The 25,756-nt window shown below is 34.3% G+C and carries 18 protein-coding genes and 2 riboswitches; of the genes, 4 read left to right on the plus strand and 14 right to left on the minus strand.

The genetic code is table 11. The annotated features are described in order from the left end of the window. Window positions 1–39: 39 nt before the first annotated feature. From PQ460_RS13415 to PQ460_RS13445, 7 genes are all read right to left on the minus strand, one after another. The gene (locus PQ460_RS13415) at window positions 40–1,425 is read right to left on the minus strand and encodes an MATE family efflux transporter (protein WP_274170111.1); all 1,386 of its coding nucleotides are present in this window, start codon (window positions 1,423–1,425) and stop codon (window positions 40–42) included. Window positions 1,426–1,483: 58 nt separating this feature from the next. Then, window positions 1,484–2,575 carry a hypothetical protein gene (locus PQ460_RS13420; RefSeq protein WP_274170112.1) on the minus strand — a complete coding sequence of 364 codons (1,092 nt, stop codon included), beginning with the start codon at window positions 2,573–2,575 and terminating at the stop codon, window positions 1,484–1,486. Between the two features lie 14 nt (window positions 2,576–2,589). Then, a complete protein-coding gene (locus PQ460_RS13425) occupies window positions 2,590–4,176 on the minus strand; it encodes a YcaO-like family protein (RefSeq protein WP_274170113.1) in 1,587 nt (528 codons plus the stop codon). Then, window positions 4,145–5,224, minus strand: a complete 1,080-nt coding sequence (locus tag PQ460_RS13430) for a hypothetical protein (RefSeq protein ID WP_274170114.1) — start codon at window positions 5,222–5,224, stop codon at window positions 4,145–4,147. Before PQ460_RS13430 ends, PQ460_RS13425 begins: the two co-directional genes overlap by 32 nt. Window positions 5,225–5,226: 2 nt before the next feature. Then, window positions 5,227–6,210, minus strand: a complete 984-nt coding sequence (locus PQ460_RS13435) for a hypothetical protein (protein WP_274170115.1) — start codon at window positions 6,208–6,210, stop codon at window positions 5,227–5,229. Further along, the gene (locus tag PQ460_RS13440; RefSeq protein WP_274170116.1) at window positions 6,197–9,115 is read right to left on the minus strand and encodes a thiopeptide-type bacteriocin biosynthesis protein; all 2,919 of its coding nucleotides are present in this window, start codon (window positions 9,113–9,115) and stop codon (window positions 6,197–6,199) included. Before PQ460_RS13440 ends, PQ460_RS13435 begins: the two co-directional genes overlap by 14 nt. A 134-nt stretch (window positions 9,116–9,249) precedes the next feature. Beyond that, on the minus strand, window positions 9,250–9,393 hold the full coding sequence (locus PQ460_RS13445; RefSeq protein ID WP_274170117.1) for a thiopeptide-type bacteriocin: 144 nt from the start codon (window positions 9,391–9,393) through the stop codon (window positions 9,250–9,252). A 677-nt stretch (window positions 9,394–10,070) separates the two neighbouring features. Between PQ460_RS13445 and thrS the strand changes: the two genes are divergently transcribed. From thrS to PQ460_RS13465, 4 genes are all read left to right on the plus strand, one after another. Beyond that, the gene (gene thrS / locus PQ460_RS13450; protein ID WP_274170118.1) at window positions 10,071–11,990 is read left to right on the plus strand and encodes a threonine--tRNA ligase; all 1,920 of its coding nucleotides are present in this window, start codon (window positions 10,071–10,073) and stop codon (window positions 11,988–11,990) included. A gap of 250 nt (window positions 11,991–12,240) precedes the next feature. After that, window positions 12,241–12,564 (plus strand): DUF3219 family protein, encoded by a 324-nt coding sequence (locus tag PQ460_RS13455; protein ID WP_274170119.1) that lies wholly within the window; start codon window positions 12,241–12,243, stop codon window positions 12,562–12,564. A gap of 495 nt (window positions 12,565–13,059) precedes the next feature. After that, on the plus strand, window positions 13,060–14,235 hold the full coding sequence (locus PQ460_RS13460) for a family 10 glycosylhydrolase (protein ID WP_274170120.1): 1,176 nt from the start codon (window positions 13,060–13,062) through the stop codon (window positions 14,233–14,235). Between the two features lie 259 nt (window positions 14,236–14,494). Next, window positions 14,495–15,409, plus strand: a complete 915-nt coding sequence (locus tag PQ460_RS13465) for a DUF4097 family beta strand repeat-containing protein (RefSeq protein ID WP_274170121.1) — start codon at window positions 14,495–14,497, stop codon at window positions 15,407–15,409. 65 nt (window positions 15,410–15,474) lie between these two features. Here PQ460_RS13465 and PQ460_RS13470 read toward each other — a convergent pair whose 3' ends face one another. The 7 genes from PQ460_RS13470 to PQ460_RS13495 form a co-directional block, all read right to left on the minus strand. After that, entirely contained in the window at window positions 15,475–17,817 is a 2,343-nt protein-coding gene (locus PQ460_RS13470; protein WP_274170122.1) for a histidine kinase, read from the minus strand. Continuing rightward, window positions 17,814–18,389, minus strand: a complete 576-nt coding sequence (gene kdpC / locus PQ460_RS13475; RefSeq protein WP_274170123.1) for a potassium-transporting ATPase subunit KdpC — start codon at window positions 18,387–18,389, stop codon at window positions 17,814–17,816. The genes PQ460_RS13470 and kdpC overlap by 4 nt, the downstream gene beginning before the upstream one ends. An 80-nt stretch (window positions 18,390–18,469) precedes the next feature. Continuing rightward, complete coding sequence (gene kdpB, locus PQ460_RS13480) at window positions 18,470–20,497, minus strand: potassium-transporting ATPase subunit KdpB (RefSeq protein WP_273616034.1); 2,028 nt, start codon at window positions 20,495–20,497, stop codon at window positions 18,470–18,472. A 128-nt stretch (window positions 20,498–20,625) separates the two neighbouring features. Then, a complete protein-coding gene (gene kdpA, locus PQ460_RS13485; RefSeq protein WP_273616033.1) occupies window positions 20,626–22,296 on the minus strand; it encodes a potassium-transporting ATPase subunit KdpA in 1,671 nt (556 codons plus the stop codon). 19 nt (window positions 22,297–22,315) lie between these two features. After that, complete coding sequence (gene kdpF, locus PQ460_RS23560; protein WP_083243537.1) at window positions 22,316–22,396, minus strand: K(+)-transporting ATPase subunit F; 81 nt, start codon at window positions 22,394–22,396, stop codon at window positions 22,316–22,318. 248 nt (window positions 22,397–22,644) lie between these two features. Beyond that, a riboswitch (cyclic di-AMP (ydaO/yuaA leader) is annotated at window positions 22,645–22,826 on the minus strand. 62 nt (window positions 22,827–22,888) lie between these two features. After that, a riboswitch (cyclic di-AMP (ydaO/yuaA leader) is annotated at window positions 22,889–23,093 on the minus strand. A gap of 551 nt (window positions 23,094–23,644) precedes the next feature. Next, entirely contained in the window at window positions 23,645–25,195 is a 1,551-nt protein-coding gene (locus PQ460_RS13490) for an SMI1/KNR4 family protein (protein WP_274170124.1), read from the minus strand. A 208-nt stretch (window positions 25,196–25,403) separates the two neighbouring features. Next, window positions 25,404–25,607, minus strand: coding sequence for a DUF4177 domain-containing protein (locus tag PQ460_RS13495; protein ID WP_274170125.1), 204 nt, complete (start codon window positions 25,605–25,607; stop codon window positions 25,404–25,406). Window positions 25,608–25,756 lie beyond the last annotated feature (149 nt).

Raw genomic sequence — 25,756 nt, forward strand, 5'->3', positions numbered from 1 at the left:
ATCATAATATTTAAATATAAACGTTTAAAAATAGGTGTATCACGTACTTACAAGAGCTTCTTCTTGTTCTTTAGATTTGATAAGAGAAGCTTTGGTCCACCTTCCTGTTAAATAATAAAACATTGAAAATAAAAAGGTAAGAATTTGAATCATTCCTAGTGCAAAAAATACACCGGTAGACATAGTATAGAAAAAGTAAGGAATTGTTAGTAAGCCTGTAATAACGAGAACATACATATTAACTATTGTTAGAATCATACTCCCTTTAGAGTCTCCCGAACCAGCAGTCACAAAAATAAAAACAGTTGCCAAGATGTTAAATGCCCAAGGTATAGAGTAAAACAAAAAATAACTAGAAAATAATACTTGTAGATTTTCTTCTTTTGAAAGTATATGTCCAATAAAATTACGTGCAATCATAATAAAGATAGCTATAGTAAACCCGTATATAGCCAGTATCATAAGCATTCTACGAACAAGTTCTTTAGTCTCATCGAATTTTTTAGCACCAGCATTTTGAGATACCATAGGTATAAGGCTAGCAGAAAAGTTATTCGCAATTATTCCAAAAAAAGTAAAAGCGTATGAACCAAGCGCATATACATTAAAAATATTAGATGGATAATATGATAAGATCAAAATATATAAAAAACTAGATAAATTAAAGGTTATACCTGTTAATACTTGAGATCCAATATAGTTTTTATTTTCGATAAGTAGTTTATACTTGAATTTAATAGTTAAGTCTTTTTTGGATAATCCAATTCCAAGAAAATCTTTCAAAAATAGCTTCCAAATTAAATATAAAGAACATGCTAGATTAGCTAAAATAGTTCCAAGTGCAGCCCCTGAAATCACAGGATAATGCAATATAGAAAATAGAATCATCAATAAAGGAGAAGCAATAAAATTAACCGCAAAAGTTATGCCTAATGCTTTATAAATAATAGTAATCTTTTGAAAATAACGAGGTAGAAATAGTAAAAGGTTATTAAGTGCTACGATAACATAGCCTACTAAATACATCCCTAAATAGTCTTGTATGTAAATCCTTGACGCATCATTAATTCCAAACAATTTTATTAATAATGGTATGCACAAAAAACCTATAATGCTCATTAAAATGCCACCATAAATTGAGAAAGAAAATGCAGTATTGATTCCTTTTCTCGCCTGCTTCAAATTTCCTGCACCGGAATGTTGACTAATATATACCATCAAAGCAGAAATCACAGCTACTATTACAGATTCTAGTATAACAACAATTGATGAAGATACCCTGACAGAAGCCATTGCATTTGTATTACCAATAAGAACATAAATCCAAAAAAAATCAATCAAAATAAGTCCTAAATCTAAGATACCAATAAAGGTCATAGGTAATGAGAATTTAAAAATTTTTGTCCAACTTGTTTGTGTAACCATATTGACCTCCTATAGATACTGTTCTGCAAGACTGAACTTATAAAGTTAATTTTAGAAATTAGTCAACTTTTCCTGCAACAAGTAAATAATATGAAGTGTACTGAGCACCATCTATACCTAATATACTTTCAACAGTATTCATATCAAAACTTTTAATAGGTCTACAAAACTTATCTTCACCTAAAAATTGAAGACAAACAAATTGAGCTAAATAACCCAACATTAATAAATGCCCCGTTATATTTTCATCAGTTAATACAGTATGATCCAACAGAAAAAAAACAAAAAAAGATACACCATAAAAATTAATATGCGGATAAATTTTGTTTACTTTTTGGTAACTCAAATCAGAATATGATTGATTTTCACATACAAATTTTCCTGATCCATCATTATGATAAACAAGTGCTTGTATAGAATTTTCAGATTCAAGTTGGAAAAATTGATACATATTTGTACATATATTATTTAAATTTCGAGTTAACTTTTGAGGAGAACCATTATAGTTTATAGATGTATTTAAAATACGAAATCGATAAGGCCCACTGCTCCTAAGTTGACATGATTGATTAAATTTTTCTAATCTGCTGTAATTAATGTTATCAGTTGTAGCAATGCTTTGAGGATGAATAAGTAGTATACGATTCTCTGCTATATTTAACGAATAATTAATACCTAATAGATTGGCTATATACAATATGTTATATAATAAATGCCCCATCTCTAAAGTAGATAACGTTTTACGAATATGAGAGTAATATTCTGGATATTTATTTTCTACTTCTAATATGAGACTTCCAGGCTCAATAATTACATTTTCATTTTTAAAATAATTTTGAGTAGTATCAACTTCATTATTTTTTAGAAATATTCCTTCGCCTAATGAAAAAAATAATTGAAGAGGATACAAACTTCGTGGAGAAGGATATCCTTTATGAATTTTGAATGATGTTTCCTCAGTAGCACGAATATAGCTGTTAGATGCAAGTAAAGTTTGAATGATAGAAATAGGCATTTGCTGTATAACTGGCATTTCAAATTCTTTTATAAGAGTGTATTCATCACAATTAGAGCCGAAATTTTGATATACATCTTTTTCTCCGTAATATGATGAAATTTCTCGAATGTAATCCCTTATAGTGAATTGCATGTTAGCCCTCCATATTATGCAAGTGGATGTATATTTTTTTGTTTTATTTTTTCATCTGATACGTTGTGATACGGTCGAATAAAATGAGTAGTAAAATCTAACGGTATGCTTCCAATTAATATAGCTTTTGTACAATGCAAAGAGAATTTTTCCAGAAAGTCATTAGTTTGATCAACAATCAAAATATCTTCATAACAAGTAGATGCTTTATTCAACAAATTTTTCAGCTCTTCTTCGATATCGATGTGTTCATAGGAATTAGATAGTAATTTAGAGTAATAAATAGACTCTATTCCTTTAAGCTTTTTCTCAATAACCATTTTACTTTCGTAAGAAAGAAAGTAATATAAATGATCCATCACTTTATCAATTTCTTTAATCTTTTCTACTCTCTGAATTTCTGCTAATAGTTTCACTTGATCTTGATTTATTAAATCTTCAAATGCTTTGTAGGCTTCAAAAAACGCTGCTTTTATAGCATGTGCAATATGAAGATGGCAACCAAGCCCTGTAATTGAATACAAATTATTTTGCACATCATTACTGCGAATAAGACACCAGACCGCTGGTATGCTCATAGCATTTTCCATATAATAAAACTCTAAATCATAACCTAACTGTTGGAAATATAACTCTGCTCCTTGCAAAAACATTTCTTTAGCAGAATCAAACTCTATTCGTTTAAAATTATGAGTATAGAACCAGTTCTGCATAAATAAGTCTCTTTCAATTGCTTCTAATATAGAAAACAAGCTCGCTTCTTTATACGTATTACCTATGGCTGATCCATTAGAACTATCATATACATATTGATTTAATATATCTTTTTTCAAATATTGAGCCCACTGCTCTGGTATATAAATGGAATGATTATTTATCAATGACTTGGCTTCTATCCATTCAAGAATAAGATCAGGTTCATAAGAAGCTAACTTTCTGTTTTTTTTATTATATAGACCAAAGACTTCTGGATTGATCGCCTGACTTTTGAGATTATTGTAAGTGTCTACTATTTTACCTTTCAATTCATAAGACGCCATACACCTTTCAAGATATTCAAACAATGCTTTTTTTAAAGCCATATTTTTATCGAATTCATATCCGAATCCTTCAATTAAAGAATATTCTCTATTCATGATAGAAATATTATTACCATCCGTTTTAATAATATATCCTGCTTTATATTCCATTAAATAATATTTAAGTTCATCCATTCTAACTTGCGAATCTAATCGCTTATAGGATGAATGATTTTTCAGTTCATTTTCTCGAATAGGATATTTGATCTCCATCTGAATACAACAAGAATCAATAGAAATAAAAGAATATCTTTCTTGATGAACAAAATAATAATAAATATGCTTATAGATATCTTCTGTAGATTGATGATAATAATTATACATAGCATTTCTTTTTGATTTTTGATTCATTTTTTCATTTATATAATTTTGACTGTTGCTAATATAAATATGATCTTGCAATAGTATCATTTCTACATTGAGAGCTGATTTTAATTCTTCAACCATCAATAAATGATTTACTTTATTGATACATTGTTCTATTAATTCTTCAATGTGCTGCCCATAAATAATCAAGCTCATTATTTCCCTCCCCTATCTTATGATTTAACATATAAGAAATAAATAATGAGTTCATGCAACAAGTGTTTTCAGCATTCTTTCTATAGTTTCCGATCTGCTTTTCTGTTATTTCTTTTCCTTTTATATTAAGTACAGTACTGATATATTTATTGAGAAAAGAATCTTGCTCTAGTAAGTACTTTTCACAATAGGGATTTAGAATATGCATATTATTATCATTCGATTTTTCCATTAATAGAAATACCAGGTTACGTAAAGCATCTTGCTGATCAAAACCTATAGCATGAAATTTTTCTTGCTCATTTTTAATTGAATAGTACTGAAGATAAATTAATGGGAAATAATTTTCGTGATCTATTTCCAGCTGATAATTAGATAAGATTGGATCTGCTTTTATACTAGAAATAAAATTTTTCTCATTAATACTCGTATAAGTTAAGTATTCAATAGTTTGAGTATAAATAGACAAATCCATTTTAATAATAAACTCTTCTAATTTTTGCAAATTATTGTTTTGAATAAATTCTAAAAATGAATAAGCAGCATATTCTTCATAAATCGGTTTCCAGTTAACTTGTATTGCTTCTTCGATAGATATGGGAGAGATGTATAGTTGCTCATTTCCTTGATACAAATAAATAGAGGCTTGCCTATGTTTCAGTTCTTCAAAATGAATATAATATTCGTGATTTGATTCTTTTATTTGACTATTATGCTTAAAATGATTTTTTAAAATATGAAGCAAGGTTAAAGATCCATAAATTTTATTAAATGGTAGGCTTTCTTTTGCTTTTAAATCAGTTTCAATTTCTTTATTCCAAGCAATTCCTTTATTTAAAAATAAATCTAACATTTTATTTTCAAATATATTTAAGTCTAAAGTATCTATATTTTTTCCTTGATTCCTTTTTATTTTTTCGATAAATGTGTAGACATTTAATCTTTGCTGTTTATTCAGTACTAATTTTAAATTGATGCTTTGAGTTGTAATAAAAAAATCGATTTCATTTTCCATAATATACAAACTAGGTTCTAGAATGATTTTCATATTCACACCTCCAAAGAAGATTGATTAAAAATGAGCCTGCTAAGAAAATAATTCATATAAAATTTATCAATAGGTCGAATTTGAAGAATAACTAATTTTTCATAAAGAACATTTAATATCCATTTATTCGTGCATAAGACTGGATCATACAAAGTTTGATTTAATAATTCAGCTGATCCAAAAACTTCTGCATGCTTTTTACTATACCGAGGTAATTTAGATGTAATATCTTCTACTTTTTTGGGGGATAAAAAATTAATGGCTTTTGCTTCAACCAATTTTGTTATTTTTAAAAAAATAGCTTCTAAATCCTGATGAAACAATGATTTATGTTCAACCCTTTTTTCGAGAAATTGATGAATATATTCAGCTCTTCTTTGCTCAAATTGATTAGTAATAGTAGAACGTTGTTCTTGCTTTAAAGAATTCAAAAATCCAATAAAATGCGAATTATGAGATATATATCCGTTAGATATCAGATTTTTCTCTTTATTTAAAATAGTATGAGGAAGCTCATCTATAAACGAATATATATCTTCAATAATATTTTCAATTTGCATATCACCAAAATAATATTTGCCGTACTGTCTATCAAATACTTTATGAATATTCAAATAAAGCTCTAACTGTTTTTCATTTTCAAAATCATCTTCAGCATTTTTAAGTTTTAAAATTACTTGATTTTGTAAAATAGAATCTAAAGCTTCAGGTTGTGCTGTAATTATCGAAATTTTACTATATTTTTCTTTAAATTCTTTCTCATCGTATTTTAAAGGAGGATAATCTGATAGTAATGTATTAAAATCTTCTTCGATCTGTCTTGCCTTGTCATCATTCATAAATCCAAATACATGAATATGATATCCATTTTGCCAACTTTTTTTTATAGATATATTTTGTTCGTTAAATATCAAGTGGCGAATGTAGTTGATAAAAGGAGGCATTATGCTAGCATTGGTGTAACATTTAATCTCATACCATTGCATCTTCAACTCTCCTTTTATCCATTATTAGATTTTTTAAATTAAAAAAGATCGGTTCTGATAAGTCATAAACTTCTTTTTCTAGATCTAGTTGTACTCCGATGATTCGATTTAACGTCATATGCAATAAACTCTGTAAAGTATAATGTACTCGATCTGAACTATGATGTTCTTTAATCAATTGAACATAATTAGCTCTTTCTTTCCCCAATTCTTTTAAATCTTCACAATCATTAAATATAGCGATAGCTTCAATACCTAAATTTACATAATAATCTCTATTTTTTTTAAATACCTTTAGTGATAATTGTTGTTGAGTGTGAAGTGTCTTGAGGAAATGTAATCCTTCTTCAAAATGATTATGCATTGTTAAAATTGTGATAATACACATCATTATTCCGATTTCTTGATCTGTTTTATTTTTAAACATATCGTTTTTAATGGCTTTAAAAAACCATTTTGATTCTAATTCAAACAAATAGTAAGCTGTCGAATAAAGTTCTTTTCCTCCGTAACGATTATATTCTGGTAAAAATAAATGTTTACTAAATGATTTAATTTTGTTGTCTTGAATCAAACTTAGTAAAAAATTATCAAATGAAACCTCATTATCTTTCTCTGATGATTTATAACGAATTCTCAAATGTTTTTGTTCATCTATATAATCCAGATAAAAATACTGCTTAATTCCATCATTTTCTAAATAATCTATACATATTCTGATGGTTGATAATCTTTTATTTTCCTTGTAATAAATATAGTAACTCTTCCATTGGGTAGCCCATTGAGATGAGTATGGTGTACCCATGCTATAAGGTTTAATCATATTTTCTTTTTCATCGGTTAAAACCTGAATAATATAATCGCCTATAAATGGCTGCATGTTAGATTTTAATTCGGGAGATTCGATCAGTGTAAGGATTTTTGTTGAAGATAACTTTTTTAATTTAACTAGCAAAAAAGAAATACCTAATTCTGTTTTTACATAAATAGGTAGCCTTTTATCACCATCTAAAATATGAACTACATCATCTACGCTATACAAACTTATAAACCATTCTAAAAATTCCATCTCTGTGCAATTGTTATTTTGTATATATGAATTCATATCTTCCCACAAAATATTCCACCGTTTAGGAGAAATAATAATGTTTTTGTATTCTATTCTTGGAATATAATTTAGTGTATAGAGACTAGGAAATGTTAGGTTTCGAGGCATACTATATTTGTAATTACTGAATTCTGCTAAAAATAGAAGTACAGGATTTTCATTAAAATTAATATACTGTAGCAAATGAGTGGTCACAGGTATAATTTCTTTATTTAATTTGAGACTTTTAATATATAACCCTGAGGGAGTCGCTCCAACATATAAATCCTTCACATTTATATTTCGATCTTTTGGATCTATTTGGCTAGTTGAAGTGATATTGATTTGAAATGATGGAGCATTATACGTAATTCCAATGTCTGCGTAATTATCAGGAACTGCATTCAGCTCTGCCTGAATATAGGTTTGATTTGATTGATCTATACATGTGTATTCATAATCAGATTTGAATCTACCTGTAAATGAACCTTTTCTCAAACTGAAATTTTGCTCATCTAATATAAATTTTTGTTCTCCTTGTTCTTCTACTATCCCAAATTTAATATCATAATCTGCTTTCAGTTTAAAATTTATTGGATCTCTATTCATATTCCGAAAATTTTTTTTATCTATTTCTGTCAATTCAATAATATCTTTATTTTCTATATTGGCTTGTTGTATTTTAGAAAGCATATAGCGTTCTAATAACATTGTATTTTTGGTAGTATGTTTATTAAAATCGATTTTGCCTAAACCATAATCCGGGTCTAATAAATCCAATAATGGTAATTCATTATAGTATCCATATTTTTCAATAAATTTTTCGAAATATTGTTGCCAATTTTGCTGATATGAATAAAGATTAAAACTTAAAAACTCTGTATCTCTAAGAACTTTTTCACCTATATCTTTGCTCAAAACACTTAATTTATTATCAAGAAAAAGATCAACCACAATATATCTTTTATGTTTACAAATCAAACTCATTTTTTTAACTAAATCATTATAAAGAGAAATACCTTTTCCAATCTCTGTATTTTCGTATTTTTGAATAAGTTCTGCAATTTCCTTCAGCTCAAAATAAAGAACTTCCTTTTCATCACATTTTGAGATTAGCGATTCTAACACATCTTTTTTTATCGCAATTGATTCTGGTCTTATATTGCTCACCAAAATATCATGATTTAATAGCAATTTAAGAAGATTTAATATTTTGTTCTTTTGATGATCGCTACCATCACTTAAGTGAATCAAAATTTCATTAATAGATTTGGGCTTTTCAATAAATTTGATTAGTACAGAAATGAATTTATTTATTTTTATTTCAGTTCTTTTTAATTGTTTGTTAACTAACCGATCTATAATCAAATTTTGCTCAATTTCTCTTGTTAAACTGTTTATTTCTAATTCTATATTTGAACTTGTAGTAGTATTACTTTCTATCAAGCTAGTTACAATATTTAACCATTCAATAGATACTCTCACTTTTTTAAATGATGTTGGATTACTATCAGAATGTTCAAAAGTTAATGGACTTACTCCAGAAAATAGACCAAAGGGCATACTTCTAGAAGACATTCTAATTAAATATTTTAAACATTTCTCTATAATATTTTTATTGATATTTTTCTCTGCACTATTAATTTTTTTTAATTCTTTATATAATTCTGGACTAGCTATAAGAATACGTTCCATGTAAATATCATCTTTAATAATTTCCAACACATGTTTTTCTAAATGCTTAGAATCTAAACTATATAAATGTTTTAAGTTGAGAAAAGATAAAACAGGTCTTCTTATAAAATAAGAATCAGTCATATGTACCAATCTAATCACCTCATATGATTTTAATTAGATTTGAAATATATCCATTATTTAGATAAACGTAATGCCCAGTTAAATTAACTGAGCATTACGTTTATTTGTTCATGTATCTATTACGTTTAATTATTTTATGTGCTAACTACCACGGAACATGAATTTGTGCCATTAGATGCGCCCATATTCTCTAAAACTGTCGAAGAATCTACCTCATAAACTTCCAAATCCAATTCGATTTCTTGATCTTTCAAATTAACGATTTTTTCCATTTCCATAAGTAAACACTCCTCTTAAGTTTTATTTTAGATAAATTTCCATGGAAGAATTTATCTATTTATCATGTTAGATTAAATTTTAATTATTGTCAATAAAAATCTTATTTACCATAAAAAGTATTAATATACCTGTATTTAGAGCGATTTATATTAAATTAAGTAAATGAATAATTAATATATGTTATATTTACTTCCATTATACGACATTAAAATTCTTTATTTTTATACTATAATTAATATTTAATATAATTGTAACTTTGCTAAAAAAATATAGACTAATAATTTAATCTTGACCTTTTACGATTACACTCCTATAATCAGGAATCAATAACACATCCCAACTTATATCAGGCTTTGACCAAAGACATGATTCACTTTATGCGCTGCCCAGAGAGAAAAGCGATTGCTGAGAGCTTTTTCAGTCGACAAATGTGTAATTACCCCTTTGTAGCCGTATGATTGAACCGATAATACATTGTGATTATCTTATTAGATCGTACCGCCTAATCCCCGTTAATGGATTCCAATGAGGACTGTTCTCTGCATGATTATAGCGTCTTTAGCTATTTCTACAGAGAGGTCAAATTAGGGTGGAACCACGAGCCAAGCGCACTCGTCCCTTTCTGGGACAGTGTGCTTTTTTGCGCTTACATTCTAATACGTTGGAGGAATCTATCATGTCTATTCACATTTCTTTACCTGACGGCTCCATCCGTTCTGTAGATTCACCTGTATCGATTGCTCAGTTCGCATCTTCGATCAGTACAAGTCTTGGTAAGCAAGCCATCGCCGGCAAGATCAATAACAAGCTGGTTGATCTCAATACTATAATTGATCAAGACTGTGCTGCTCAGATCATCACTCTGGATGATCCAGAAGGTTTGGCTATGTATCGTCATAGTACTGCTCACCTGATGGCACAAGCTATTAAGCGTCTATACGGTGATCAACAAGTAAAGCTTGGTATTGGCCCTGTTATTGCAGATGGATTTTATTATGATATCGATATTGCTAACCCTTTATCTGTAGAACAATTGCATGATATTGAGAAAGAAATGCATAAGATTATCAACGAGAACCTCCCTATTGTCCGTAAAGTCGTTAGTCGTGCAGAAGCGATAGCTATTTTTACAGACATCCATGATCCTTATAAATTAGAATTAATTCACGATCTACCGCTAGACGCAGAAATTTCAATCTATGAACAAGGTGAATTTTTCGATCTTTGTCGTGGGCCTCATCTTCCTTCTACTGGCAAAATCAAAGTTTTCAAATTGTTACATGTTGCTGGTGCATACTGGCGTGGTGATTCTAATCGAAAAATGCTACAACGTATCTATGGCACAGCTTTTCCGAAAAAAGCTCAATTAGATGAACATCTTCATATGCTAGAAGAAGCCAAAAAACGTGATCACCGCAAATTAGGCAAAGAACTCGATTTGTTTATGTTTTCAGAAGAAGCACCGGGGATGCCATTTTACTTGCCTAAAGGAATGGCATTGCGTACAGAACTGGAGAACTTTTCACGTGAGATGCAATTGAAAAATGGTTATCAAGAAGTGCGTACACCGCTCATGATGAATCAACGACTTTGGGAACAATCCGGTCACTGGGATCATTACAAAGATAATATGTATTTTGCTCCTGTTGATGCTGAAGCTTTTGCACTCAAACCGATGAACTGTCCCGGACATATGTTGATCTATAAAAATGATCTTCATTCTTATCGTGAACTGCCTATTCGCATGATGGAGTTCGGTCAGGTGCATCGGCACGAGTTCTCCGGTGCGCTTAACGGTATGATGCGTGTACGCACTTTCTGTCAGGATGATGCTCATATCTATGCTATGCCTCATCAGATTGAAGATGAGATTAATCAAGCGATGACACTTCTCGATGATATGTATAAAGTATTTGGATTTGAATACAAAATCGAATTATCGACTCGTCCAGCAGATTATATGGGTGCAGATGAGTTGTGGGATCAGGCGGAACAAGCATTACGTAATGTTCTTGATCATCGCGGAATTGAGTATACACTTAATGAAGGTGATGGTGCTTTTTACGGTCCTAAAATTGACTTTCATATTCTAGATGCGCTCAAGCGTAGCTGGCAATGCGGTACAATCCAGCTTGATTTTCAAATGCCTGAAAAATTCGATCTTACTTATATTGGTGAAGACAATCTCAAGCATCGTCCGGTCGTGATTCACCGCGCGATCTACGGTTCGATCGATCGTTTTCTAGGTATTCTAACAGAGCACTATTCCGGTGCTTTCCCTGTCTGGTTAGCTCCTATACAGATCAAGTTGTTACCTGTATCTGAACATTACATTGATTATGCATTACAGGTGAAGCAACAATTAATGCAAGTCGGGATTCGTGTGCAGATCGATATCCGTAACGAAAAGTTAGGATACAAAATGCGTGAAGCTCAAATGGAAAAAGTACCTTACATCTTAGTTGTGGGTGAAAATGAGAAGAATGCTCATAGCGCTTCTGTTCGTCAACATGGTGGTGCAGATCTAGGTATTCTTTCTATAGAAGAAATTATTTCAAAAGTTGCTGAGCAAAACAGCGCTAAGTCTCATACTTAAAAAAATGAAACTTTTCTTCTTAATCTAATAACGAATAATTTTTATAAAAAATAAGATATTTACTCATTTTGTTAGCTGGTATCAATATTAATAATGTAATAGAAATTTAGCTCATATCGAATTTATACAGATATGAATCGAGCACACAATAATATACAACCTTATCTGGCTCTAAACTTTATTATTTGTTATGATAGAGAATATCCTATTAGACTTTAATTTTTAAAAATTAGAAAGGAATTGGTACACCATGACTATTCGTTCTACAGAAACGATTCCTGTCTATTTAGACACTTTGCAATTGAACGCTTCGCAGTTTCGTTATGAACAAGTGAGTCATTCTATTCAAGATAAGACCCACCATCTGATCGCTTTTGATTTTGTAATTACGGGTAATCAAGAGTATCATGATGTGACTTCACATTTATACGGACAGACGTTTGAGGTTAAAGTGCCTTCTCACGATCTTCATTTCAAAGGAAGTATTCATAACTATTCGACTTCTGTACCTAAGCTTGCAACAGAAGAAGATACGGTTAATGTGCATTTGGAACTGATCGAGATTCAAGAATAAGCGTTGTTCTATCGTCTCACTATCAAAAACCTTTATAAGGATTGAAGTGCTTATAGACTTCGATCAACTTATAAAGGTTTTTTTGCGCGTACTTTATGTTCTCTTTTATATGTATAAACTAACTTATTGTGATCTAATGTAACTATTTTTAAAATTATTTTGAAAATATCATTAAAATGTGAAACTTTTTACCTGTAGGTTACGTATTATATAGTATACCTAATCAAATTGTTTCAATTTTGGCTAAAATTCATTATTCTCATGGAAAACAAAGAATGTTTTTCACCTTTATGTCTGTTTTTCGTCTAAATGCGACAATTGACATAGACTTCTCATGGTGTCGTTCATCGGTTATTCATATTATAATGGTATAGTTACGAAAGATAAGAGCGTATAGGAAAATAATTGAATTGAGAAGCTATTCATTATTTATAACTGACAATAACTTACTTTCAGCAAAAATACACATGTATTTCAGAGAGGATCTAAATTATTATGAAAAAACTTACTTATTCTTTATCTGCTGCTTTATTAGCTCTTACAATTATCCCTTGGCAAGCAACTACAGCTAGTGCTGAAGAAGCTGTCGCTCCTGTGACTCCTTTTACAACTGAAATTACTGTACAAACTGAAGCTAACTTCACAAATGCAGCAACAGTTGATACTTTTATCAAACAAGCAGTACGTAACCATGTATCTGTAATCAATATGACTGTCAAACAAGATAGTGATGTTAATGGATCATCTGGTTATGCTTTCTATAACAGCGAATTAGTTAAAGAAGCTACTGGTTTTACTGAATTTGATGCACTGGCTGATGTGATTGAAGAAGCTCACCAATACGGCATCAAAGTCAATGCTGTTGTACCACAGTTCCAGGATAAAGCAGCTATTGATAAAAACTCATCTTGGCAAATGCGTACGATCAATGATAAAGGTAGATTTTCAGCTTACACTGGTAATAACGGAAGTACGTACTATGTAAATCCTTTTGAGCCAGATGTGCAAACCTATGAACGTTCGATTATTAAAGAAGTTGTGACTAATTACAATGTAGATGGTGTAGTATTAAGCGGTTTGGATTTTGATACGGATCGTGTTGATATGAATAATTCTACTCGTAATGCTTTTCAATCTGATAATGGATTTGATCCAGATACGATTGATTTTACTAAAAGCAACAGTAACAAATTAAATACTTGGAATACTTGGAAAGCAGAACAATTAGCAACTTATGTACAAAATGTTAATGAAGATATCGCAACGATCAAACCTGATCTAGCACTTGGTGTATTCACTGTTTCTCCTACATTAACAGGTACAAGCCAAGATATTTCATTATTTAAAGATAGTGTAGACTTTATTCTTCCTATCGCTGATTTTCAAACTTTAGGTTACTCTGCGGATTGGGTATACAGCAACAACGGTATCCTCAAAGCAACAGAAGCTAAATTAGCAACAACAACACCAAATGCTAAAACAACTACTGAAGAAAAAACAGCGATAACAGTAATTCCTTCATTAAATATTGAATTAAATACAGCTGATGTACAAAATATCTATAACGGTATGCGTACAAACACTCCAACTGTTACTTCTGTCAACTATGCAGTAAAAGGTCAATGGACTGATGCTATGTTCAGTAATGTTGGTGTTCGTAATACGTACTAAGTTACATTTTTAAATACTATAACTATAATCTTATACATGAAAATGAACTCCCTTCTACGGATAGGGAGTTTTTTCTGCTCTTTTGTTATATTTATCTTTTACAGGTATAATCTTTGACTGTTCTATAAAGAGTACTGTACTATTTGTATGATCGGATCAATATGGAAAGTAATTGTTTAACTATAAATAATTGTTATTCATTTCACTAACAATTATTATACGCACTAGAAAGAATACAAAGAATCTGGAGGAAACAAATATGAAAACAAGAACCAAAAAACGTGTCGTTATTGGTCTTATCTGTATTATCGCTGGTATTATTGGCTTAAGCGCTAATAATCTAGGTTTAGGTGGTAAACCAGATTCAATCGTACATAAACAGATGTGGGAATTACCTGTAGGTCAATTGAAAACATTACATATTAACTCGGCTTATGATGTTCAGGTGGATTTTGTAGCAAGTACAAATGGTAAAGATACTGTTCAATTTGAAGGTAAGCTGGATCGCCCGATTTTGAAACAATTACAACAGACTACTATTCAGAATGATACGTTACAACTTTCTTTAGAAGAAGCAACTTCTGGATTTAACTTTTTTCACTTTGATATTACACCTGCTATTCAACATATCACTGTGGCTTTAACCGATCCGGCTCAATTACAACAATTTACTATGGATGTATCTTCTGCTCATACAACGCTCAAAAATGTAGAAGCTACCAATATACAACTCCAGACCAGTTCAGGTGATGTGAAAGCTTATGATTTAAAAGGAACAACTCAATTAAGTACGTCCTCTGGCGATATTCGCTTAGAACACTGGCAAGGTTATACTTTGCAACTATCATCAGGTTCTGGTGAAATTTATGCACAGCGCTTAGATGGAGATGTCACGACTACAGCCAGCTCAGGCGATATTGAAATTCAACAATTAGGTGGCGAAGGGCATATCAATTCACAATCTGGTGATATATTGATCACTCTGCAAAAAGGAGCACGCAATGTAGAAGCTTCTGCTCAATCGGGTGATATTGAGATTCATACCAATCATCAATTTGAAGGTTCGTATGAAGCACATACCAATTCAGGTGATGTTGAAGTTCCACCGAATAGCACTAACAGCCCCTATACGATCAAAGCAAACACCTCTTCTGGGGATATTGAGATCGAGTAACCAGCAAGTACTATATAATAGATAAATTATTTACAAATTAGTTATGTCTGCCTCGATCGCTACGATTAACTTTCTCGATCGGCTACCACCAGAATATCCATATTGCGTGCATGTCGTAACACTTTTTTTAATAACGAATCTCTGCCCCATCTTTTCCAAGGTGGGGTACTTGTCTGTCCAAGAATCATCTGTGTTGCATGATGAGATTGTGCTTCTTCTACGATAGATTGTGCTAGACGTTGACGTAGCGGTTGATATTGAATCTCAAATTCTCCACCTAGACGTACTGTTAAATGGTGCAATTTATCTGCTTTATCTGCTATTGCACCTGCCAGCGAAAATTCGCTACCGATATGAATATACGACACAATCAATTTGGCTTTGAGCCGATAAGCAATACGGAATCCACGCCGAATAAGACGCTCTGCTTCATGATCTAATTTGACACCTACAAAAATAATTTCTTCTCTTTGCCAAGGTCCACGTAATGAATCTTTGCGTTCCCACGATTCTAATCGTTCATCAACATCATCGGCTACTTCTCGCAACGCCAATTCGCGCAATGCAATCAGATTTCCCATTTTAAAAAAGTTACTCAGTGCTTGTTCGACTTTGGATGACGCATAGATTTTGCCTTCTTGTAATCGCTGGCGTAATGTCTGTGGTGTTACATCGATTAACTCTACTTCATCTGCCAAATGTAAAATCGAATCCGGCACAGTCTCCCGTACACGAATCCCTGTGATTTGTTCAACAGCATCGTTCAAACTTTCCAGATGTTGAATATTCACAGTAGAAATGACGGAAATGCCTGCTGCTAGTAACTCTGTAATATCTTCATACCGTTTGCTATTACGACTACCAGGTACATTGGTATGAGCAAGTTCATCCACTAACACCACTTCTGGATTGCGTGCAATGATTTGCTCCACATCTAACTCTTCTAAATGATGATCGCCATATTTGATAATTTGTCTGGAAAGTAAAGGCAAAGATGCGGCTTGATCTGCGGTCTCTTGCCGTCCATGCGTTTCAAGTAATCCGATCACTACATCGATCCCTTGCCGACGTAATTCATTGCCTTCACGTAACATAGTGTATGTTTTGCCGACTCCTGGGGCAGCGCCTACATAGACTTTGAATGTTCCGCGCCGAATATGATCGATTTGACGGGCGATTTCTTCTGAAGGTAAACGGCGATACGAATCTTCTTTTTTGATAGCAGGTAATTTGGTTGTTTTGGCAGGTAAAATACGTTCGCCTTCTTGCTCGGCACGATCTGCCATCAAAAAAATATCAATATCACGTGTCATTAACAAGACTCCATTAATAACAGAGCGATTAATCCATTCTTGCCAGCGATTTTGACGTGAATGCCCTAACACAATGCGTGTAACCTGATGTTCTTTGGCATAACGAACTACCTGTCTTGGCAGTCTGCGCTTGGAGATCATCGCAACCTCTTCAAATACCCCTCCGACTTGCGTAGATAACTCACGAATCGAACGTTTGAATGTTTCTTCTTCACGATTGAGTTTGCGTGCTTTATTTTGAAAAGAAACCACTAACAAATCTCCACTCAAACGACGGGCAATCTGTTGGCCACGCCGAATATAAATCGATCCATTCCAGTGATATTGCACAGATACCATAATGCGCTCTGCTGTTCCTGTCGGGCCGGTCAATCCCTGTTCTGCACGATGCTTCTCCAGTGTTCCACCGACCCCTTCAGCAACAGTACGTAATGCCAGTTCACGCAGTACAGCTAAATTTCCACGTTCAAAAAAAGCACGATCACTGCTATTATCCAAAAGACCAGCAGAATACCGTTGCAAAATCACTTCTGGGGTAACATCGATTAAGCGAACTTCGTCTGCTTGATGTAGTGTATCTGACGGTACAGTACATTCGACTTCACGACCTATATACTGCTGTGCCAATTGAGCAGAACCTTCCAGCTCATACACATTGACTGTAACCATTACACTGATTCCATGTTCTAATAAATAACGAATATCTTCCCACCGTGTCCGATGTTGTGCTTCAGGTCGATTCATATGAGCCAGATGATCTACCAATACCACTTCTGGATTGCGCTCAATAATTTTTTCCAGATTCAAATCTTTTTGTTCCCATGTCTGTCCTTGCTTATCTTCTTTAATCCAATGGATACTTGGAATGCGTTCTAGATCGCCTAATTGTTGCATCGTTTCCGGACGCTGTAATGTAGATACTGCACATATCACAACATCTATTCCTTCATGGCGAAGCATCTGACCATCACGTAACATATGGTACGTTTTACCGGAGCCACTTACGGCTCCGATATATACCTTCAAACGTCCTTGCTTTAATTTGGTGATCATTTGCAACAATTCTTCAGGCGTTTTGCGGCGAAAAGTACTCATGATTTAGACAACTCTTGTTGAAGAGCCATATTCAGTTTTAGTACATTAACAGCAGGTTCGCCGAATATCCCCAACTGTCTGGACATCGTATTTTGTTGAACTAATGTTTGGAGCTGATCTGCGGACACCCCGGTCAAATGACTGATTCTTGGTATCTGAGCAGTCGCTGCTTCAGGGCTAATATCAGGATCTAGTCCTGACCCTGAATTGGTAATCAGATCAACAGGTAATGAGGCTACAGGTACATCTGGATTTTGCTTTTGCCATGTGCTGACAGATTCTTGGAGACGTTTCAGTAATTCTGGATTAGACGGTGCAAAGTTGGGCGATCCTGATCCATTTGCATTGTAATCTATACTTGATATCCGTCCTTGAAAATATTGAGGTTCAGTGAATGCTTGTCCGACCAATGCTGAACCAACCACTTGATTGTTACTATTATAAATAAGACTGCCATCCGCTTGCTTGGACATAAATGCTTGCGCAATTCCTGTTACTGCTAATTGATAGACAACACAACAGAGCAGAAATAAAATAACGCTTGTTCGTAAAGTGATCCATACCGTTTTCATACCTGTTCTTCCCCTTCGGTTCTAAGTAGTAACGTATTGGTATTGATAGAAGCCATCATTTCATCTGTATACAAGTATGCTTATAAAAAAGTCTGCATAATCAAATCAATACATTTAATACCGACAAACGGAACTGCCACACCGCCGAATCCATAGATAAACAAATTACGACGTAACAATTTGGTCGAGCTCATTGGTTTATAAGCGACACCTTTCATCGCTAATGGAATCAGAATCGGAATAATAATTGCATTAAAGATCAGCGCAGATAAAATAGCAGACATAGGTGAATGTAGATTCATAATATTCAATACTTGCATCTGCGGAATAGCTACCATAAACATCGCTGGAATGATTGCAAAATATTTAGCAATATCGTTAGCGATACTGAATGTTGTTAAGCTACCACGTGTCATCAATAGCTGTTTACCAATCGCAACCACTTCAATAATTTTGGAAGGGTCAGAATCCAGATCGATCATATTGGCTGCTTCTTTGGCAGCTACTGTACCACTATTCATCGCAATCCCTACATCCGCTTGTGCAAGTGCGGGCGCATCATTGGTACCATCTCCTGTCATCGCAACCAATTTACCTTCTGCTTGTTCGCGGCGAATAACAGCTATTTTATCTTCCGGTGTACTTTCAGCAATATAATCATCTACTCCAGCTTCTTTGGCAATTGTTGCTGCTGTTAATGGATTATCGCCTGTACACATAATCGTTTTGATACCCATACTACGCATTTGTTCAAACCGTTCTTTCATCCCGGCTTTGACCGTATCTTTGAGGTAAATCAATCCATAGATTTCCTGATCTACAGCAACAGCAAGCGGAGTTCCTCCGGCAGAAGCAATAGCATCGTTATTCGCTTGCAGATTACTAGGAATATTTCCACCTTGAGAACTGACCCATTTTTTTATCGCATCGACAGCACCTTTACGCACTTTACGACCATCTGCCAGATCCAATCCACTCATCCGTGTCTCGGCGCGAAACTCTATAATTTCAGCACCTTCACTTAATGATTGAGAATATTCCCAATTTTGCTTTTTCATCAATTCTAAAACAGAACGTCCTTCAGGCGTTTCGTCAAAAGCAGAACTAACTGCTGCCCATTCGCCGACTTCTTGTGGTGAATGACCTTCTGTAGGTACAAACTCGCTAGCCATCCGGTTACCATAAGTGATCGTACCTGTTTTATCTAAAATAATCGTATTGATATCACCTGAAGCTTCAACTGCTTTACCAGACATCGCCAACACATTAAAACGTGTTACCCGATCCATCCCGGCGATCCCGATAGCAGACAACAATCCACCAATTGTTGTTGGGATCAAGCAGACTAGCAAAGCAATCAATACCGGAACTGAAAGAACAATATTTAAATAGCTTGCCATAAAAGGAAGTGTTACTACAACCATCAAAAAGATAATTGTTAAGCTTATCAATACTGTGTTTAACGCAATTTCATTAGGTGTCTTCTGACGTTCTGCTCCTTCGACCAGACTAATCATTCGATCCATAAATGATTCACCTGGATCGCTTGTAATACGAACAATGATCTCATCACTAATTACCATCGTTCCACCCGTTACAGAACTAAAGTCTCCACCTGCTTCTTTAATGACTGGAGCAGATTCACCTGTAATCGCAGATTCATCGACGGAAGCAAGACCTTTAATTACTTCACCATCGCCGGGAATCATTTCACCCTGTACGACTTTGACAACATCACCTTTACGAAGCTGTGTAGACGATACAGCTACTACTTGCTCACCTTCGATTCGATTTGCAATAATTTCTTTTTGCGTATTTTTCATCGAGTCTGCTTGTGCTTTGCCTCGACCTTCTGCTAATGCTTCAGCAAAGTTCGCAAAAAGTATCGTGAATAACAAAATAATGGCTACTGCTATATTGAATCCTGTTGAAACCGATTCGCCAAAAGCATTCGGTACAAAAATGAGTAATAAACTGATAATTAAACCGACTTCAACTACAAACATTACTGGATTACGTGCCATCAGTTTAGGATTTAATTTGATCACAGATTGTTGTAACGCTTTGGAGATCAAGTCCCGGCTCATCATTGATGATTTACTTTTCATTACATTGTTCCTCCACTTAGCACTTATCTGTATAAATGCTATATATTCGAATTCTATCTATAACTCATTGTGTAACAATCATTTATTTTTCTCATTTTACATCATGAGATGAGTGTATCTTTTTCTTTTTACAACGTTAGCATTTCTGCAATCGGTCCAAGTACAACTGCCGGGAAAAACGTAAGCGCACCGACTAAAATAACAGAAATAATAAACATACCGCCGAACAATGCTTGATCTGTACGCAATGTTCCGCTTGTTTCTGGAACAGGTTTTTTCGCCATTAATGACCCTGCAACAGCTAACAACGTTACCATTGAGAAATAACGACTGATAAACATAACGACACCGGTCATAATATTCCAAAACGGTGTATTATCGCCTAATCCTTCAAATCCTGATCCGTTATTCGCAGCTGATGAAGTAAATTCATACAACGCTTGTGTTAATCCATGATAACCCGGATTAGAAATCGTATCGGATTGTGTCATCACAGCTATTGCTGTTGGCGCTAATACCAATAAAGGTTGAATAAGCAATGTGACTGCAATCAGCTTCATTTCTTTACCTTCAATTTTGCGACCGAGAAATTCAGGTGTTCGTCCAACCATTAGACCGGATAAGAACACAGCAATAATGGCATACATTAGAATATTTAATAACCCTACACCAGAACCGCCAAATACCGTATTAAGCATCATATTCCCAAGTGAAATCAATCCGCCAATAGGTGTCAACGTGTCATGCATGTTATTGACAGCACCTGTCTCTGAAGCGGTTGTGACGACAGAGTAGAATGAAGATTGTGCTTCACCTAACCGTACTTCTTTCCCTTCCATCGATCCAGACTGATGTTGAATACCTAATTGATTAATCAATGGATTCCCTTGAGATTCACTAACAAGAGATACACTAAGCATGACGACAAACATCATTACCATCGACACAAATAATACTCTACCTTGTTTGGAGTTGCCAACCATTTTACCATACGTAAATGGAAGTGACATCGGCACAAGTAACATCATTAACATCTGTAACATGTTACTGAATCCGCCCGGATTTTCAAAAGGATGAGCAGAGTTGGCTCCAAAATATCCGCCACCATTGTTACCTAATTCTTTGATCGCTAGAAATGATCCTATAGGGCCGGTACCAATCTGTTGCTCTGTTCCTTGTAACGTCTGCGCAGTGATTAAAGTATGCAATGTCTGCGGTACACCTAATCCTACAAATACAATTGCCATCACAAATGCTAATGGTAACAAGATTCGTGTGATTGCTCGTACGAGATCTGTAAAGAAATTACCGAGTGGCTTACCTGTGATTCCTCTAATAAATGCAATAGCGACTGCAATCCCTGTTGCCGGCGATACAAACATCATAAAGATGATCGCTGTCATCTGTGAAAATAAAGACAATCCGCTTTCTCCGCTATAATGCTGTAAATTGGTATTTGTAATAAAACTAATCGCTGTATTAAATGCCAGATCAGGACTCATATTGGTGATCCCTGCTGGATTCATTGGTAAAATATGTTGGAAACGAAAGATCATGTACGTAATCAGCAAGATCACTGAATTACTGATCAGAACTGCTCCTGCATACTGCTTCCATGTTTGATTTTCATTTTTGATACCGCCGAACCTGTAAATCCATTTTTCTATCGGATAAAACCAACGATCCAAGCGATTGGGTTTATTTTCAAAAGCATAAGCAATATAATGTCCGGTTGGCCGAGCAATAAGTATAGCGATGATAATAGTGACTGCAATTCCGATATATGAAAAGATACTCACGATGTTCTCCCCTGACCCATTAGAATTTTTCTGGATAAATCAATGCATAACATAGATAGATTGTTAATCCACCAATAATAATCCACAGCAGCCAAGTCATCGCTCATTCCTTCTTTCTCCGATAGCTACAGATGCCCATTGCAGCAACCCGCTCAACCCTAAAGTCATGATCACCATTAAACCAATCATCAGTATATCCATCATGTGTGTAAGACTCCCTGCATTCATTTTGTAAGTAATCATTTGCTAAAAAAGGCATAAAAAAAGAAGCCTGGAGAAAAGCAGAACTTTTCCCCAGGCCTCTACAAACACGCACACTTATCGTGTACCTGCCGAGTTGCTGGTTAGGAGTTCTCCCCTATACGCTTACGGAGTTAGCTGTCGGATTCGGGCTGGAAGATCGCCCGTTCCGGTAGATACCGGAATTCACCCCATGTTGTGTAGTAACTGACTCTTCGTATCAGTTATCTTCATCAACGGTTGGTTCCCCCGCTTTTCATATGCATATGAAAATTAAGCGTTGTGACATTGTTAACATATCAAAAAACACAGAGTCGTATTACACTGTGTCAGATCGGCACAAGCTTCACACTTCTCTCCTAATCCACGCTTACGAGGTTAGCTGTCGGATTCGGGCGGTGAGAGTCGCCCTACTGCATTGTCTGACTATACCATGGTTAAGTCAGTATGCAGATTCACCCCAACGATTCACATTCCGGCTCTCACACCGTTTTGTGAAATCGCAATTTGGTTCCCCCGTTTTTCGGTTAATACCGAAAACTCAGCGATCAACAAACATTGGAAACTTCATTTATATCAGTTGCTGAATCGTATTCATCAACTGCCTGCAATGAATAATACGCCTGTCCTTGTCAACTGTAAAGCTGAGAAAAGACGCAAAAAAAGCTGTGAATCATCACAGCTTTCATTTTCAGATAACTATTGAAAAGTTATCTATCTCAAGCTCCTATTTTCTCTCTTTTTCATCGTTTATCTACTTTTTTATTTTAGTTACATGATATTGATCATTGTTTTGCAGTAAATTCTGAAAACGATTATGTCATTTGTTACGCAATATCCTATCATTTTGTCTTGTTATGTCAACCTGTATAAATTTCATAAGCAAAATGGTACAACGTGCTGATATCTGAATCAATAGCATTATATTTTTCGTATAATCAAAATTGTCTTAACATATTCTATTGAATTTATACCTAATTAGAAAATTGATAGTCAACTACATTTTTATCATTTTAGGTAAAAAATAATAAAAAAACAAAAAAAGACTCTGTCGCTTTTGAGCTATACAGAGTCTTTGGGACTGATTAGATATGATTAAAGTATCGTATTAACGTATATGACTGTGCCAGATTTCTTCTTCTTCATCTGTCATTTCGCCTACAATTTTGTGGAATTTCACATATTGAGCGAACGAGTTTTTGAGTAATTGAAATTGAGCAAATGAACCGCTAAATTGCTCTAAAGACACCGATTTGGAGATCGTTTCAATATTGCTAATTTGACAGCCACTATTCAATTCCAATTGCTTCAGATTAGGTAGATCGGCAATCGCTGAAATATCGGAAATACGAGTATCATGAATCGTTAGCATTTCTAACTGTTCACATGCTTGTAGACAACTCATATCGGCAAAATAAGCATCTTCAATATGCAGTTTGCGCAAAGATAAAGACTGACTGATCTGTTGCCAGTCTTCCGCTGTCCATGCACCAGGCGAACACACTTTCAATTCCCGTAGTCCTGAAATAGAAGATAAAGCTTCTACAGCTTCTCGGGAAGGTGAAGAAAGAGCCAGAGTCGTTAACTGTTGCATCTTCGCCAAAGGCGTATAATCTTGAATACGTGTATCGGTACAATCCAGATTACATAGATGCGGTAACGTTGCTAAAGGATCTAAATCTTCAATCAACGTCCCTTCTAAATTAACAATTTGCAAATAAGGCAGTCCACGTAATGGAGTAAGATCACGAATCGGATTGCGAACAAGATATAATTTTTTGAGTTCTCGACAATTTGCAAGCGGTCGAATATCTTGAATCTCATTTACACTTAAAATTAATTCACGTACCTCATGACAACGTTCAAGTGGTGTAATATCTGTAAGCTGTTCACGAATCAAAAAGATTTGATGAGCATGGATAAACTCTTCGACCGTATTTGATTTGTTGATAATACGCTCTTGCCAGTCTTGATCTAATTGTTGGAACCATTCTTGTAACGGAATCTCAGGCTCATCAGAAGGTGTATTGGTTTTGGGTAGATCGGCTAACGCATATGCCTGTGCATCTTTGAGCATACGTGATTGTTCGTTGCGACCGTACATCCAATACTTGAATCCATCATCTTCTTCGACAGTGTAATTTCCATGACGCACCGTATCACGCATAAAATGAATAAATTCACCCAGACTACGGGCAATCACATACTTCATTTCTTCATCACGTCCAAAGTTAATCACCTGTCCGACTACTCCATGTTCTGCTGGAGCCAAATCGATCCCTAGATGATTCCCTCCGCCATCATGGCAAAACGGAATCCAATTGCGGTTGATATACTGCTCTTTGATCCAACCGGATGGAATCGAATAATGATCTCCCATCGTCTGATATTCAGGCTCTAGCTCAGACCATATTTTCCACTCGCTAATCATTTCTTCTAGACTCAAAAATTGCAAACCAAAAAAGAATCCCGGACCACTACGAGACTCCCCATTGTGTATATGATACAGTTCTTTAAGATCATCCGGGAAAGAGACACCTATAGTATGTTCAGCCTGCTCTATTTCTTCATCTCCAGCCGAAGCTTTTAATGATTCTTCAAGACTGTTCAATTCTGGTCGTAATATGGATTTGATTTCTTCTAACCATGTTCCGATCATTGTTGTTTCCTCCTGTTCCATGAGGCTTTCTTTGTGCTCATGATCATCGTTCTATGTTAAAGTATACCGTTCCTTATTCCGTATACCTAATTTTGCAAAGATAACATCACCTAAAATATAACATGTATGAACCGATATTAAAGGTAAAGATCATCATTTATCAAAAAGGGCTAGACCAGTATGTACTTTAGATATAGCTCTAACAACATTAATCGAGCAAAGCGCTTCGTTTAAAAATTAAAATAATTTCTCGTGAACCGCCCTGTGCAAGACTGGTATCAAATGTCGATACAAGCTCCCATCCATCAAATCCATAGGCGTTTAATTGCTCTTGTAGTTCTGCATCATCTACTTTGCCACCTAGAAAGCCTCCAGCGTGTAATTTGACTGTACGATATTCCCATTGACTCATTATATTCTTCCTTTCTTTTACCAAATTCATCTTAGATTATAAGCTTACGACTAAATATACACGATTACGTGTCAGGTTTCAAAACGTTGCCTTACAGTAGTATACTTTTATTTTAAAATAAATAGCGAATAGTGTCCCTTCATTGCACG

The sequence above is a fragment of the Paenibacillus sp. KACC 21273 genome (genome assembly GCF_028736095.1).
In the GTDB taxonomy this organism is placed as follows: Bacteria; Bacillota; Bacilli; order Paenibacillales; family Paenibacillaceae; genus Saccharibacillus; species Saccharibacillus kyungheensis.